At 42.5% G+C, this 15,850-nt stretch carries 10 protein-coding genes; all 10 read left to right on the plus strand.

Going from position 1 to position 15,850, the window contains the following annotated elements:
* The 10 genes from trpC to tamL all read left to right on the plus strand — a co-directional run bounded on the left by trpC (nucleotide 1) and on the right by tamL (nucleotide 15,850).
* Entirely contained in the window at nucleotides 1-789 is a 789-nt protein-coding gene (gene trpC, locus GGR22_RS00440) for an indole-3-glycerol phosphate synthase TrpC (RefSeq protein ID WP_182492141.1), read from the plus strand.
* The gene (locus GGR22_RS00445) at nucleotides 786-1,439 is read left to right on the plus strand and encodes a phosphoribosylanthranilate isomerase (protein WP_246336902.1); all 654 of its coding nucleotides are present in this window, start codon (nucleotides 786-788) and stop codon (nucleotides 1,437-1,439) included. Before trpC ends, GGR22_RS00445 begins: the two co-directional genes overlap by 4 nt.
* Nucleotides 1,423-2,610 (plus strand): tryptophan synthase subunit beta, encoded by a 1,188-nt coding sequence (trpB, locus tag GGR22_RS00450; protein WP_182492142.1) that lies wholly within the window; start codon nucleotides 1,423-1,425, stop codon nucleotides 2,608-2,610. Before GGR22_RS00445 ends, trpB begins: the two co-directional genes overlap by 17 nt.
* 3 nt (nucleotides 2,611-2,613) lie before the next feature.
* Complete coding sequence (gene trpA, locus GGR22_RS00455) at nucleotides 2,614-3,375, plus strand: tryptophan synthase subunit alpha (RefSeq protein ID WP_182492143.1); 762 nt, start codon at nucleotides 2,614-2,616, stop codon at nucleotides 3,373-3,375.
* Nucleotides 3,376-3,510: 135 nt separating this feature from the next.
* A complete protein-coding gene (locus GGR22_RS00460; protein WP_182492144.1) occupies nucleotides 3,511-4,164 on the plus strand; it encodes a YciE/YciF ferroxidase family protein in 654 nt (217 codons plus the stop codon).
* Between the two features lie 16 nt (nucleotides 4,165-4,180).
* The gene (locus GGR22_RS00465; RefSeq protein ID WP_182492145.1) at nucleotides 4,181-4,516 is read left to right on the plus strand and encodes a hypothetical protein; all 336 of its coding nucleotides are present in this window, start codon (nucleotides 4,181-4,183) and stop codon (nucleotides 4,514-4,516) included.
* Nucleotides 4,517-4,647: 131 nt separating this feature from the next.
* On the plus strand, nucleotides 4,648-5,436 hold the full coding sequence (ku, locus tag GGR22_RS00470) for a non-homologous end joining protein Ku (RefSeq protein ID WP_182492146.1): 789 nt from the start codon (nucleotides 4,648-4,650) through the stop codon (nucleotides 5,434-5,436).
* Between the two features lie 4 nt (nucleotides 5,437-5,440).
* Nucleotides 5,441-8,047: a DNA ligase D gene (gene ligD / locus GGR22_RS00475; RefSeq protein ID WP_182492147.1), complete on the plus strand. Its 2,607-nt coding sequence runs from the start codon at nucleotides 5,441-5,443 to the stop codon at nucleotides 8,045-8,047.
* 419 nt (nucleotides 8,048-8,466) lie between these two features.
* Nucleotides 8,467-13,548 (plus strand): translocation/assembly module TamB domain-containing protein, encoded by a 5,082-nt coding sequence (locus GGR22_RS00480; protein ID WP_182492148.1) that lies wholly within the window; start codon nucleotides 8,467-8,469, stop codon nucleotides 13,546-13,548.
* The gene (gene tamL / locus GGR22_RS00485) at nucleotides 13,541-15,850 is read left to right on the plus strand and encodes a translocation and assembly module lipoprotein TamL (protein ID WP_182492149.1); all 2,310 of its coding nucleotides are present in this window, start codon (nucleotides 13,541-13,543) and stop codon (nucleotides 15,848-15,850) included. The genes GGR22_RS00480 and tamL overlap by 8 nt, the downstream gene beginning before the upstream one ends.

A 15,850-nucleotide genomic window follows, 5' to 3' on the forward strand; every position in this document is an offset into this window, starting at 1 on the left:
ATGACTATTTTAGACCAAATAATTGCCGACAAAAAGCGCGAAGTCGCCTTAAAGAAAAGCATCATTTCTATCCAACAATTAGAAAGTTCCGATCTATTTGGAAAGCATACAATCTCGCTGTCTGAACACATCAAGAAATCAGCAGGAATCATTGCCGAGCATAAGCGTCGTTCACCTTCAAAAGCTATAATAAATAATAGTTTTTCAGTAGAAGAAGTCGCAAAAGGATATGAAAAAGGCGGTGCTTCTGGAATTTCAGTATTGACAGATGCCAAGTATTTTGGCGGTTCGCTCGAAGACCTTCAATTGGCAAGGGCTGCCGTTTCTCTGCCCCTTTTGAGGAAAGAATTTATTGTCGATACCTATCAAATTGTAGAAGCCAAGTCGCACGGAGCCGATGCCATCCTACTGATAGCCGCTGTGCTGACCCGAGAAGAAATCAGGCAGCTTTCGCAATTTGCCCAATCCCTTTCTTTAGAAGTCTTGCTGGAAATTCACAACCACGAAGAACTGGAAAAAGCAATGATGCCCAGCCTTGATCTGATTGGCGTAAACAACAGGAATCTTAAAACTTTCGAAACCAGCCTAACCAACAGCTTTGAATTGGCCGCTGCTATTCCTGATGACTTTATCAAGATATCAGAAAGCGGCATCAATACTCCAGAAGACATCCAAAAGCTCAAGAAATATGGCTTTGAAGGATTCTTGGTCGGCGAAAGCTTTATGAAGACTGACAACCCTGGCGTAGCTCTTGAAAAGTTTATCAAAGAAATCAATTCCAACCTATGACAAAGCAAATACAGCTAAAAATATGCGGCATGAAGTTTTCTGAAAACATTCAGGAAATTGGCCTGCTGGCGCCTGATTTTATGGGTTTTATTTTCTATGAAAAATCGCCCCGTTATTTTGAAGCCGAAATACCCAAAATCAGTCCCGCAATAAAAAAGACAGGCGTCTTTGTCAATGCTTCATTTCCAGAAATTCAAGAAAAAGCACAAAAGCACGACCTCGATTTTATCCAGCTGCACGGCAATGAAACGCCTGAATTTTGTACCGCAATAGAAAGCTTCACAAGAGCTAAAGTAATCAAGGCATTTGCACTCGGCAACAATTTTGATTTTAGCATTTTAGAAAAGTACAAAGATTCCTGTTCCTATTTTTTATTCGATACCAAAGGACAGCATTTTGGAGGAAACGGAACTGCTTTCGATTGGAATATCTTAGAAAATTACGCTTTAGAAAAAGAGTATTTTTTGAGCGGCGGCATCGGCAGAGAAGATACCAAAAAGCTATTCGAATTCTTCCAAAAAGACTATTCCAAAAAGTGTTTCGCGATAGATGTCAACAGCCGATTCGAAACCAGTCTCGGACTAAAAGATGTCGCCAGGCTAAAAGAATTTATACAACAACTAAAAGAAAATCATGAACACAAATTATAACGCAGACGAAAAAGGATATTACGGCAGTTTCGGAGGCGCATTTATTCCCGAAATGCTCTACCCGAATGTAGAAGAATTGCGTCGAAACTACCTCAAGATTTCCCAAGAACCCGAATTCAAAAAAGAATTTCACTTCCTGCTCAAGCAATATGTGGGCCGGCCGACGCCTTTGTATTTGGCCAAAAGACTGTCCGAAAAATACAACGCAAAAATCTATCTCAAGAGAGAAGATCTTTGCCACACCGGAGCCCATAAAATCAACAATACCATCGGACAGATATTGCTAGCAAAACGGTTAGGAAAGCAACGCATTATTGCAGAAACCGGTGCCGGACAGCATGGAGTCGCGACAGCAACGGTCTGCGCCTTGATGGGACTACAATGCATCGTTTATATGGGCGAAGTTGATATCGAGCGCCAAGCTCCGAATATTGCCCGAATGAAAATGCTAGGAGCCGAAGTCCGTCCCGTAAGCTCCGGATCTAGAACCCTAAAAGATGCTACCAATGAAGCCATCAGGGACTGGATCAGCAATCCCGAAGCTACTTTTTATATTATCGGTTCTGTGGTCGGTCCGCATCCCTATCCTGATATGGTGGCCCGTTTCCAGAGCGTGATTTCAGAAGAAATGCAGTTGCAATTGATGGAGCAGGAAAACCGTCACAACCCAGATTATGTCATTGCCTGCGTAGGTGGAGGCAGCAACGCAGCAGGAGCATTTTATCACTTCTTAGAAAATGAAGACGTAAGGCTTATTGCCGCAGAAGCCGCCGGAAAAGGAATCGATTCGGGAGAAAGCGCTGCGACTTCGGCACTCGGAAAGATCGGCATCATTCACGGAAGCAAGACCCTTTTAATGCAGACAGAGGACGGACAAATCACAGAGCCCTACTCCATTTCGGCAGGTTTAGATTATCCCGGAATCGGTCCGATGCATGCCCATCTGTTTGAAAGCAGGCGCGCCGAGTTTCTTTCGATAACAGACGACCAAGCCATGCAAGCCGGAATAGAACTGGCACAGCTAGAAGGCATAATTCCTGCGATTGAAAGCGCCCATGCCCTAGCCGTTTTGGAACGCAAAAAATTCCGTCCCGAAGATATTGTGATCATCAATCTTTCTGGCCGCGGTGACAAAGACCTCACTACCTATATCAACTATTTTAAGCTTTAGAACATGAAACGCATCCAAGATAAACTAAGAGAAAACAAAAAGCTAGTTTCCATCTATTTTACGGCTGGCTTCCCGAATCTAGACGATACAAAAGTCATTATCGAAAATTTAGAGAAATCAGGAGTTGACATGATCGAAATCGGCCTTCCGTTCAGCGATCCTTTAGCCGACGGACCGACGATACAAGCCAGCTCTACAAAAGCATTAAAAAACGGAATGACAACGCAGCTGCTTTTCGAGCAATTACAAAACATCCGCCAAACCGTCAAGATTCCATTATTGATCATGGGCTATTTCAATCCGATACTGCAGTTTGGCGTAGAAAACTTCTGCAAAAAATGCCAAGAAATAGGAATTGACGGATTGATTATCCCCGATCTTCCTTTAGAAGTCTACCTGTCCGACTACAAATCTATTTTTGAAAGCTACCATCTCGCGCCTATTTTTCTTATCACGCCGCAGACTTCTGACGACAGGATAAGACTAATTGATGAAGCTTCTAACGCCTTTATTTATATGGTCAGCAGTTCGAGCGTTACCGGAAGCAGGACAGCATTTGACGAAACGCAGCTGGCGTATTTTGAAAGGATTGCTTCCCTGAAACTTAAAAATCCGCAAATTATAGGTTTTGGAATCAGCAACAGTACCACTTTCAAGCAGGCTACACAATTCCAAAAAGGCGCTATACTAGGCAGTCATTTTGTAAACCATCTTGAAAAATACGGTTCTCACGATACAGAATCATTTATAGATACCATCGTTTGATACTATTCTATAAACCATTTAATATTAACACCTTACAATCTAGCCAAACATATAAAAATTAAAATCAATTGTATAAGTAAAAATGCTTGTTCAAGTTGGAACTTTGAGAATAGATCAACTAAAAAATAAGCAATTATGAAAAATTCAAATTCTTCTGCTGCAAAAAATAGCAGGACAACCACAGCTAAATCCAGCAATTCTAAAAACAGTTCAAGTGCCTCAAAATCGACAGCAAAAAGCCCGAGCTCTGGTGCAAAATCTGTGAAACCAAAAGCAAATGCTGCCGATGGATTGAGAGAATTGCTTATGGAACAACTTAAGGATATCTATTGGGCTGAAAAAGCGCTCACGAAAGCACTTCCTAAAATGGCTAAAAACGCTACTTCAGAAAACCTAAAGGCGGCAATCGAAGACCATTTAGAAGTCACCAAAGAACAAGTTACCCGACTCGAGGAGGTTTTTGATACGCTCGGCAAAAAAGCCACAGCCAAAAAATGCGATGCCATGGAAGGCCTTATCAAAGAAGGCGAAGGCATTCTAGAAGAAACAGAACCAGGCGCTGTTCGCGATGCCGGAATCATAGCGGCTTCCCAAAAAATAGAACATTATGAAATTGCCAGCTACGGAACACTCTGCGCTTTTGCAAAAACGTTAGGCGAAGATGAAGCCGCACGACTTCTGGAAATCACGCTAAACGAAGAAAAAGAAGCTGACGTTACCTTGACCGAAGCCGCCTACAACACGATTAACTTCGATGCGGCCGATGATATAGACGAAACTGAAGAATAACTAAAAAAATGATGCTATGAGAACACAATATAACGATCTGAACGAAGAGCTGCTCTGGGGACAGAACAGCCCAAGCCATCCTCTTAATGGAGAACAAATAAGAGGAAACGGCAAACGAGAAATTGACAATCCTGATCTAAACAGAGATCGCAATAATACATTTGATCAAGACCGAAATTTCGATAACGACGATGAGGAAGAAGAAGACAATGATGATTTTCTAGACGATGGTTTTGATGACGATGATGATGACGATGACGATTCGCTGACGGATGATGAAGATGCTGACGATGATCCGCAGCAGACAAAACGCGACCAGAAGCGCACAGGATCGAATACTAATCCAGAATAATCTTAATACAATTCAAAAACGGAGGCTAAAGGTCTCCGTTTTTTTATTACCCTTACACGTGAAAGGGATGTTAAAGCCCTATCATTTTTGGCCAAAAAGCAATAAATTTAAGTAGTTGTAAATCAAATCATATGAAAGCAATTTGGAAAGGAGGCATCAGTTTTGGCCTGATCAATATACCCGTTCGCCTATACAGCGGTGCTGTCACGCATCGGATTGACCTGGATATGATTCGTAAAAAAGACCATTGCGCCATCGAATTTGTCCGCGTCTGCAAAAAAGACGGAAAAGAAGTGCCTTGGGACGAAATTGCCAAAGGCTATAAAAAAGAAAATGGCGACTATGTGGTGCTCGACAAATCAGACTTTGCCAGAGCCATGCCCGAAAAGACACAAACCATTGATGTTTTTGAATTTGTGCTCGAAAAAGAAATTCCTGCCCAATACCTTGAAAAGCCCTATATCGTAGAACCTGCCAAAGAAGCCAAAAAGACCTATACCCTGCTTCGAGAGGCTCTAAAGAAATCGGGAAAGGTCGGCCTTGCAAAATTTGTGCTGCGAAATACCGAGCATCTCGGAATCCTTAAGGTCGAAGACAACGCCATCCTGCTCATACAAATTCGTTTTGATCAAGACCTGCGCAGCCCATCCGAAGCAAAAATTCCAGACGACGTAAAAATTGCCAAAAAAGAACTCGATATGGCATTGAACATTATCGAACAGCTTACCGACAAATTCGAGCCCGAAAAATACAAAGACACTTACAAGGACGAATTGCTGAAAATTATCAGGAAAAAATCAAAAGAAAAAGGCAAGCCCGCAAAAAAAGAAGAATCAGCAGAAAAACCTAAAGCAAAAAAAGAGGCTACAGACGATCTACTGGCACAACTCAAAGCAAGTCTTGAAGCAATAAAAAACTAAGACCATGGCGCTCGAAAAATACAACCAGAAACGAGATTTCTCTAAAACCAAAGAACCCAAAGGAATCAAAAAAGCCTCCAAAGGCGAGCTTACTTTTGTCATCCAAAAGCACGCGGCTTCGCGATTGCACTATGACTTTCGACTAGAAATAGATGGCGTTTTGGTGAGCTGGGCAGTTCCAAAAGGACCTTCCGCCAATCCGTCAGACAAGCGCTTGGCCGTACAGACCGAAGACCACCCGATGGATTATTTTGATTTTGAAGGAACCATTCCCAAAGGAGAATATGGCGGCGGGACCGTGATGGTCTGGGACTACGGAACCTATCGCCCCGAAAACACAGAAACAGCCGTTGCCCAAGACAACAAGACGATGAAAAAACAGCTTGCAGAAGGCTCCATCAAAATCATCTTGAAAGGAAAAAAATTATCTGGCGCTTGGCATTTGGTCGAAATGAAAGGCAAAGACAACCTGTGGCTGCTGATGAAGTCAAAAGACGAATTTGCGGGTGCAAAAATAAAATTCGATGAAAACTCTGCCGTTTCCGGATTAGATTTTAAAGGAATAGAAAAGAACGGAGCCATGTACAGTTCCGACAAAGGCAAAAAGCTTTCTAAAGCCGAAACCAAAAAAGAAAAAGAGAAAGAAGACAAAGAAGCCGAAAAAGAAAAGCCCAGGCAATCCCTAATCCGTAACGAACAAGCTTTTTCTGCCGAAGACCTACAAGAAGCCACTACGCTAAAAACCTTCCCAGACGACTGGCGTCCGCAGCTGGCGACGCTGGCCGATGAAGCTTTTGACGATGATGACTGGCTTTTCGAAAACAAATTCGACGGCTACCGTGCTTTTGCGCAAATCCAAAAGAAGAAAGTAAAGCTTATTTCCCGAAACGGAATTTCTTTCAATACCAAATACGCCGATCTTGTCACGATCTTAGAAAAAATAAATGATGACGTCATTTTAGACGGCGAGGTTGTTGTAGAAGACAGCAAAGGAAAAAGCCATTTCCAGTGGCTGCAGCATTTTGACGAGCACCGAGAAAAAGGCACCCTGAAATTGTACGTCTTTGACATCGTATATTTTAACGGCTATGACCTAAGACAGCTCGAATTGCTGCAACGCAAAAAAATCCTAAAAGCCATACTTCCAAAACTAGACAATATTATCTTTTCATCGCACACGATCGGGCAAGGAAAAGAAACCTTTGCTGCCATCGAAAAATTAGGAGGCGAAGGAATCATTGCCAAAAAAATCACCTCAAAATACCACCAAGACCAGCGCACCAAAGACTGGCTCAAGATAAAGACCACCCAACAGCAAGAAATGGTCATCGGCGGCTTTACCGACCCGCAAGGAAGCCGAAACGGACTGGGCGCGCTGCTTTGCGGTTATTTTGACAAAGACGATTTTATATATTCTGGAAAAGTCGGAACCGGATTCGACGATAAGACCCTAAAAGAACTCCGTACCAAACTAGAAAAGCTCGAACGCAAGACAAGCCCTTTTAAGACACCGCCCAGATTGCAAGGCACGCATTGGGTCAGGCCAGAACTGGTCGTCCAATTAAAATTTACCGAATGGACCGATGCAGGCAGCATGCGCCATCCCGTATTTTTAGGCCTGCGGAAAGATAAAAAAGCAATCGAGGTCATAAAAGAAAGCAAGATAGCCACAGAAAGTGCCCTAAAGAAAATCGAATCGAAAGACAAAACCACAAACAAAAAGGCTATGGAAAAGACAGACAGCAAGGCCGAATTTTCAAATCTCGACAAGATTTTCTGGCCCAAAGAAAAATACACCAAAGGCGATGTGATAGCCTATTATGATGCCGTTGCCGACTACATCCTCCCCTACCTAAAAGACCGTCCGGAATCGTTAAAACGCACTCCCAACGGAATCGCAAAAGACGGCTTTTTCCAAAAAAACGTAGAAGGACAAGTTCCGGATTGGATCAAGACCAAAAAGCTGAAATCAAAATCAACAGGCGAAACCATTACCTACCTGCTCTGCCAAGACAAAGACACCCTGCTCTTTTTGGCCAACTGGGGCTGTATCGAAATCAACCCTTGGAGCAGCCGCATCGGCACACTGAACAATCCCGACTATATTATTTTTGACCTCGATCCGAACGAGGCAGGAATGGACAAGATTATCAAGACTGCTTTGGCCTTAAAAGAAATTCTAGATTCCCTAAAAGTGCCCGCCTATATAAAAACATCAGGCGGAAAAGGACTGCACGTCTTTATTCCAGTACTGCCCAAATATACCTACAACCAGACACGCACCTTCTCGCATCTCGTCAGCCAGATGGTACTCAAAAAGCTGCCCGAAATAGTCAGTCTCGAAAGAAGCCCGTCAAAAAGAAAAGGAAAAGTCTATCTAGATTATCTGCAAAACGGAAAAGGAAAAACCATGGCAAGCATCTACTCGCTACGGCCGAGAGACCGAGCCACCGTCAGCACGCCGCTAGAATGGGACGAAGTGAATGCCAAGCTAGACCTTAGCGCCTTTACCCTCAAGACCGTCCCAAAACGGCTTGAAAAAAAAGGCGACTTGTGGAAAGACTTTTTTAAAGACAGCATCGATCTAAAATCCCTGCTAGATCAAATCTAGAAAGTAGAAAAAGCCTATTCTAAAGTAGAAACGAAAAGTTTATAGCCTGAATTCGCTTATTCTTAAACAGAATGAGCTTATTTTCAAGTTGAAATCGCTTATGTTCATCTGGAAAAGCAATATTTTCACGTTGAACGCACTTATTTTTACATAGAAACTACTTATGTTCAAGTGTAAACGAGATATTTTAAAATTAAAAACAATCATTACAAAATTGAAATTATTTATGGTAAACTTGAAAAGGCATATTTCAAACTTAAATACGCTTGTAATAAAGTAAAACAAGCCTATTTCAAACTATAAATCGTTTAGATTACATTAAACAAAATTTGTTAGTTTTTTTCTGTCACTTTTAGCAAGTATTTAGCAAAAAACCATTTTTAAATTCCTATATTTAGTCTTATATAAAACCTGCACCATTGAATAAGTACGTAAAGAAAGGGCTTAAAATTACAGCTTGGACCCTAGGTTCCATCCTAGGTTTGCTTTTATTGATTATAATTTTGATCCAGATTCCTTATTTCCAAAATCTTATCAAAGACAAGGCCGTGACTTATCTCGAAGGAAAAATCAAGACGCCTGTTTCTATCGGACACATCGAGATCGGCTTTCCCAAAACAGTAATTATAGAAGACGTTTATTTCGAAAGCCAGCAAGGCGACACGCTTCTGGCAGGAGAAAAATTAAAAGTAGACATCAGCCTTTTCAAATTGCTGAGCAACGAAGTCGAAGTCAATTCGATCGACCTGCTGGGAATTACCACGACTATAAAAAGAGACAAAGACTCAGTCTTTAATTTCGATTATATTATCAAGGCCTTTGCTTCCGAAGAACCCAAAGCAGAAGATTCAGAGCCGATGAAATTCTCCATACAAAAAATAAATCTCGACCGAATCAAAGTCCGTTTCGACGACAAGATTTCCAAAAACGATCTTACCGCCTATCTCAAGCATTTCGATACCAAGATTACCAAATTTGATTTAGACAAGATGGATTTCGAAGTCCCAAAAATCAATCTCGACGGATTCACGGTAATGCTAAAACAAGGCGAAATTGTTCAAGAAGTAGCCCAGAATACCGTTGAAGTAGCCGATGAAGCCGTCCGCAGTCCTGAACTTAATTTAAAATTAGGAGCAATCAACCTCGCCAACATCAACATCGGCTTCGACAATGCCGGAACAAAACTGAATACAGGCCTAAACCTGAAAAAACTAATAGTAGAATTCAATTCAATCGACCTAAAAAAACAATTTATCGACCTAAAAAACTTTGAAATCGACGGTATCAAGGGCGGACTCACGTTTGGAAAGCTTGACAAAAAGATAACTGTTCAAGCGCCCGATTCGCTCAAGGCTTCGGGACCAAAGTGGAAAGTAAAATTAGACCATACGTCCTTAAAAAACATTGCGTTCCGCTTTGACGATGAAAACGCGGCAAGAGCCAAAAAAGGAATCGATTACAAACATCTGAACCTAGAAAACGTACAACTCCAAGGCGAGAAATTCTACTACAGTGCCGATACCATTTCGGGAAACATCCAAGCCTTCACGATGAACGACCAAAGCGGCGTAGCCATCGAGTCGTTCCGTACCGATTTTTTCTACGGTTCAAAAAGAGCCTCCCTCAAAAAGCTCTATCTAAAAACACCGCAGACTTTAGTCAAAGACGAAATCAATATTACCTATGATAATCTTGCTACAATTGCTGATAACCTTGGCGATCTCGGCATCAAGGCCTCATTAAAAGACAGCCGAATCGGGTTCAAGGACATCCTGCTTTTTGTGCCGAATCTAGAAAACACCAATCAATTCAAGAACAATCCAGAAGCCATACTTTACATCAACAGCGAAGTATCTGGAAAAATCAGCGATCTTGTCATTCCTAACCTCGAAATCAGCGGCATAGGCACGACAGTCATTGCGGCCAGCGGCAGGATTACCGGACTGCCTGATGCCAAAAAAGCATATTTTGACTTAAAAATAAGAGAATTCAAGACCTCTTCAAAAGACATCAACACCTTTGTTCCCGAAGGAACCCTTCCGGCAACGATCCAGCTTCCGGCACAGCTGTCATTGAACGGCTTTTTCAAAGGAGCGGTCAATAATTTCAATACCGACCTGAACCTTGCCAGCAGTTTCGGAAAGGCAAAAGTAAAAGCCTCTTTTGACCAGAGACGAAAAAATCATGAAAAATACCAAGCCGATGCCACGATCGACAATTTCGATATCGGCAAACTGCTCAAGAATGATTCTCTAGGAAAAGTGAGCCTGAAGGCAAAAATAAAAGGAACGGGCTTGGACCCAAAAACAGCGAACGCGACAATTGACGGTACTTTAATCAAGGCCGAATTCAACCGCTATGCCTATCGCGATCTACAATTAAAAGGCGCCATCCAAAACGGCAACTTTAATGCCACAGCCGGAATGAATGATGCCAACCTCACCTTTGCCTTAAAAGCCGAAGGAAATTTCAAAGACAAATACCCGTCTGTAAAACTAAAACTGAATACCGACATTGCCGATTTAGAAAAGCTGAACCTCCATGCCGGACCTATGAAGATTCGAGGCGATGTTTATGCCGATATCCCGAGCTCAAATCCAGAATTCTTAAACGGTACCATCAGCATCCACAATATCTTGATTGCCGACGCTAAAGAAACCTATGCCTTAGATTCGATAAAAGTAGAAGCCATTTCAACAGCTGCAAGCGATACCATCAGGCTGAAATCACAATTCGTAGATGCGCAGCTTGCAGGGAAATTCCAGATCGACCAAGCGCCGACAGCATTGGCCAACTCTATTGCAAAATACTACGATACCAATCCGAAAGTTCCTAAAAAAACAACCAAGCCACAACAGTTTGACCTAAAGATTGGCGTCAAAGACGATCCTATTTTAGTAAAATTAGTGCCGCAACTCACCAGCGTCTCGCCTATTGAAATTACAGGAAGATACAACAGCGAAGGCGACAGCATTACCGTAAACGGGAAGATTCCGAAAATAATCTACGGAACCAATACCATCACCAACGGCCAGCTCGATATCGAGACCGATGAAAACGCCTTGATTTATAGCTTGGTTATTGACGATATTAAAAATTCGCAGATCAACCTGCCGTACACCAGCATTTCTGGAGAAGTACGAGACAACAAGATCAACTATACCTTGCTGGTAAGAAATAAAAAAGACGAAGACCACTATCTTGTGGCCGGAAGCCTAAAATCTACCGACGGAACCATGCAGATTTCTCTAGAACCCGACGGACTGATCTTAAACTACGAGCCTTGGGACATTGACAGAGAAAACATCATCCAGTTTGGAGACAAAGGCATCTACGCTTCTAATTTTGAATTAAGCAACGAAGGAAGCTCCATAAAAATCCAGTCGCAATCCGAAGCGCCGAACGCGCCGCTAGATGTCGATTTTAAAGATTTTAAGATCGAAACCATCACGAGCGCCATACAAAAAGACACATTGCTGGCCGGAGGAAGAATCAACGGAAACGTGCTGGTGAAAAACCTTTCTAAAACAGCAACGTTTACAGCCGATATGACTATTGAAGATTTCAGCTTCAAAAAAGACACCATCGGCAATATCAGCGTGAAAGTCAACAACGAGACAGCCAATGTATTAGATGCCCAAGTTGCCATTACGGGCGGCGACGGCAACCAAGTAAATCTAGACGGAACCTACAGAACCGACAACAGTACTTTTGACATGACGCTGGATATCGAAAAGCTCAACATGAAAAGCATCCAAGGCTTTACGATGGGCAATCTTGCCGAAAGCACAGGATTCCTGTCTGGCGATTTCAAGATTACCGGAAGTACCAAACAGCCGAGCGTGATTGGAGAACTGCAGTTCAACGAAGTCGGATTCAAGGTAAAACAGCTTGCTTCTAAATTTAAGTCGATAAACGATAAGATTACGTTCACCAGTTCAGGAATCAACTTTGATGATTTTTCAATATCCGATTCAGAAGACAACCTGCTTGTAGTGGATGGACGCGTGCTAACGACCAATTATACCGACTATGGCTTTGACCTTACAGTCAATGCCGACAACTTCAAGGCACTAAACTCTAAGGAAAAAGACAACGACCTTTACTATGGCGATTTGTTCATTGATACCAAACTGAGCGTAAAAGGCGACCTGAACAAGCCTGTCGTTGACGGAACGATCAAGATCAACAAAGACACAGACCTGACCATCGTCCTTCCGCAATCCGACCCTTCTATTGCGGATCGTGAAGGCATCGTAGAATTTATCGACCAAGATGCCGTGCAGATCGACCAGCGATTTACCTCACAGACAGACGCCATAACCCAGACACAATTTAAGGGAATGGACGTTTCGGTAAACATAGAAATCGTAAAAGAAGCCGAACTGACCATGATTATCGACAAAGGAAACGGCGACTACCTGAACCTAAAAGGAGAAGCGCAACTGACTGGAGGAATCGACGAATCAGGAAAAACGACGCTTACAGGCAGGTATGAATTTAGCGAAGGAGCTTATGAAATGACGTTCAACCTCCTCAAGAGAAAATTTGACATCAAGGCGGGCAGTTATATCCTTTGGACCGGAGAGCCTACTTCTGCCGATATCAACATTACTGCCGTATATGAAATAGAAACTGCGCCTATTGATTTATTAGATGCCCAGTTGAGCAATGCCTCGCCTGCTGTCCGAAACACCTATAAACAACGTATTCCGTTCCAGACATTATTAAAAATGAATGGCGAGCTGTTGAAGCCCGAGATTAGTTTTGACATCGTATTGCCGGATGGCAATTACAACGTTGCGACAGAAATCATTTCCTCTTCCAAAACAAAACTGGCACAGCTGCGCCAAGAGCCTGGAGAATTAAACAAGCAGGTATTTGCTTTGTTGCTATTGGGCCGTTTTATTGGCGAAAATCCTTTTGCGAGCGAAGCCGGAGGAACTAATGCAGGAGCTATAGCACGACAAAGCGTGAGCAAGATCCTTTCGCAACAGCTAAACAATCTTGCCAGCGATTTGGTACAAGGCGTAGAACTTGATTTTGACTTAGAATCTAGAGAAGATTATACCACCGGTACCAGAGAAGACCGTACCGATCTTAATGTAGGATTATCAAAACGATTACTGAATGACCGCCTTAAAGTGACCGTAGGAAGCAGTTTCGGTATCGAAGGGCCGCAACAATCCAATGAAGAAACGACCAACATTGCAGGCGATATTTCGGCCGATTACCAATTGACAAAAGACGGCAGGTATATGGTTCGCGCCTACCGAAAAAACCAATACCAAGTCGCCTTGCAAGGACAAGTTGTTGAAACCGGAGTTGCCTTTATCATCACGATGGATTACAACAAATTCCGTGAGCTTTTCCACAGGACCGAAGAAGAAAAGAAAATGATCCGCGAAACCAGAAAACGCGAAAAAGAACTAAGAGAAAAACAAAAAGAGAAAGAAAAATTAGCCGAAGAAAAAGAAGAAAAAGAAATCGACAATGACTAATACTGTAAAATATACGCTCTTTTTTGCCCTACTTTTTTTGTATGGCTGCAGCAACTTGAAATACCTTCCAGAAGGTGATGCTTTGTATGTAGGCGGAAAAGTAAAAGTAGAAGACACCCTCCTATCCCGAAAAGAAAGAAAAAATCTTGAAAAAGAACTCGAGCCTTTATTGCGTCCGCTGCCTAACAAGACTTTTTTGGGACTGCGCCCGAAATTATATTTTTACAATATTGCAGGAGAGCCTAAAAAAGACAAAGGATTCCGCTATTGGCTTCGCAATAAGGTAGGAGAGCCGCCAGTGTCGTTCAGCAAGGTTGATTTAGAATACAACGAAAGCATTCTTCAAAATTATGCTGAAAATAATGGGTATTTCAAGGTAAGAACCGAGTCCGATTCGACCGGAAGAAGCCGTAACCGAAAAGTAACTGCAGAGTATATTGTCCGTCCGGGAAAACAGTACAAGATAAAAAGCGTTACGTTTCCTTCCGACTCTTCCGAACTGTCAAAAAATATCGCCCGACTACAACGCAGGAGTCGCTTAAAAGTCGGCAATGCCTACAGCCTAGAGGTGATCAAGGAAGAACGAGAGCGTATCGACACCCGACTCAAAGAAAAAGGCTATTATTTCTTCAATCCCGATTTTATCTTAGTGCAGGTTGACAGTACCGTTGGCAAGCAAGAAGTCGACCTGATTGTCAAGGTAAAAAAAGAGACTCCAGAACGTGCTAAAAAAGTCTATACGATCAACGAAACCTATATTTATCCAAACTATTCGATAACAACAGACAGCATCAGCAACGACAAGTCTTTTGCTGAAAAATATAAAGACCTTACCATCATCGACACCGTCAAGACATTCAATCCTCGAATCTATGACAGGACATTGTATTTCAAAAAAGGCGATGTGTATAACCGTACAGACCATAATCTTTCCCTGAACCGCTTGGTCAATCTGGGAACTTTCAAGTTTGTAAAAAACGAATTCCGCGTTTCCGATTCTGTCGAAAATGCGCTGGATGCTTATTACTACCTGACGCCGCTTCCAAAAAAGTCCATCCGAGTAGAAGTGTTAGGAAAGACAAACTCTGCCAATTATACAGGAACCGAACTAAATGTCAACTGGCTGAACAGAAATACGTTTAAAGGCGCCGAATTGCTTACGATTACAGGCTTTGGTGGTATGGAAGTGCAAGTTTCTGGGCAAAACAAAGGCTATAATGTGTTCCGCTTTGGAGGCGAGGCAAGTATTGTCTGGCCGCGTTTTATTGCTCCGTTCCAGCTAAAATCCGGTAGCGGCTTCGTGCCTAAAACCAGAGCCTTAATCGGTTACGAACATCAAGAAAGACAGCGTCTTTATACCCTGAATACTTTTAAAGGTTCTTTTGGCTATTTATGGAAAGAAAATGCCCGAAAAGAACATCAATTAAACCTGACGGAAATCACCTATGTAAGTTCCGGAAATGTTTCCGCCGAATACCAAGCACAGATTGACGGAACGGATGAAATACCTGGAAATCCGTCATTGCAGCGCGTCATCGACAAACAGCTGATTTTTGGCCCGACCTATTCTTATACCTATACGAACACGATGCGCAGAAGAAGGACAAATACTTTTTACTACAAAGGAAGCATCGATCTTTCTGCCACAGCAACCGGATTGATTATGGGCGGCGATGCAGACAATCCAAAGCAAATTTTAGGAGTGCCTTTTAGCCAGTTCGTAAAATTAGAAAACGAATTCCGCCATTATTTAAAACTCGGAAAAGATTCGCAATTGGCCAGCCGAATTATCGTAGGCGTGGGAATTCCGTACGAAAACTCCAAAGAATTGCCTTTTATCAAGCAGTTTTTTATCGGAGGAACCAACAGCATCAGAGCTTTCAGGGCACGTTCGATTGGACCTGGTACTTACAATCCGAATGTAGAAGAAAGTTCTTTCCTGCCGGACCAATCAGGAGATTTAAAACTAGAATTCAATACCGAATACCGCGCCAAGCTATTTAGCATCGTGCATGGTGCTGTTTTTGTCGATGCCGGAAATATATGGCTGATGAATGACAACGAAAATAAGGCCGGAGCGCGATTCTCAAGCAAATTCTTAGACGAGCTTGCAGTAGGTACTGGTGCGGGTCTGCGATTCGATTTGTCGTTTTTAGTACTGCGATTGGACTTGGCTTTCCCTTTGCGCAAGCCTTATCTGCCGGAAGGCGAACGCTGGGTCTTGGATAAAGTACAATTTGGAAGCCCAGACTGGAGAAAAGAAAACTTAGTCTTTAATTTGGCGATTGGCTACCCTTTCTAG

It is taken from the genome of Flavobacterium gossypii, assembly GCF_014138495.1.
GTDB classification, from domain to species: domain Bacteria; phylum Bacteroidota; class Bacteroidia; order Flavobacteriales; family Flavobacteriaceae; genus Flavobacterium; species Flavobacterium endophyticum.

Bases quoted from the DNA above. Each gene is read 5' to 3' on its own strand.
- GGR22_RS00460 (WP_182492144.1), top strand. From the start codon at position 3,511: ATGAAAAATTCAAATTCTTCTGCTGCAAAAAATAGCAGGACAACCACA.
- ku (WP_182492146.1), top strand. From the start codon at position 4,648: ATGAAAGCAATTTGGAAAGGAGGCATCAGTTTTGGCCTGATCAATATA.
- tamL (WP_182492149.1), top strand. From the start codon at position 13,541: ATGACTAATACTGTAAAATATACGCTCTTTTTTGCCCTACTTTTTTTG.
- GGR22_RS00465 (WP_182492145.1), top strand. From the start codon at position 4,181: ATGAGAACACAATATAACGATCTGAACGAAGAGCTGCTCTGGGGACAG.
- ligD (WP_182492147.1), top strand. From the start codon at position 5,441: ATGGCGCTCGAAAAATACAACCAGAAACGAGATTTCTCTAAAACCAAA.
- trpC (WP_182492141.1), top strand. From the start codon at position 1: ATGACTATTTTAGACCAAATAATTGCCGACAAAAAGCGCGAAGTCGCC.
- trpB (WP_182492142.1), top strand. From the start codon at position 1,423: ATGAACACAAATTATAACGCAGACGAAAAAGGATATTACGGCAGTTTC.
- trpA (WP_182492143.1), top strand. From the start codon at position 2,614: ATGAAACGCATCCAAGATAAACTAAGAGAAAACAAAAAGCTAGTTTCC.
- GGR22_RS00445 (WP_246336902.1), top strand. From the start codon at position 786: ATGACAAAGCAAATACAGCTAAAAATATGCGGCATGAAGTTTTCTGAA.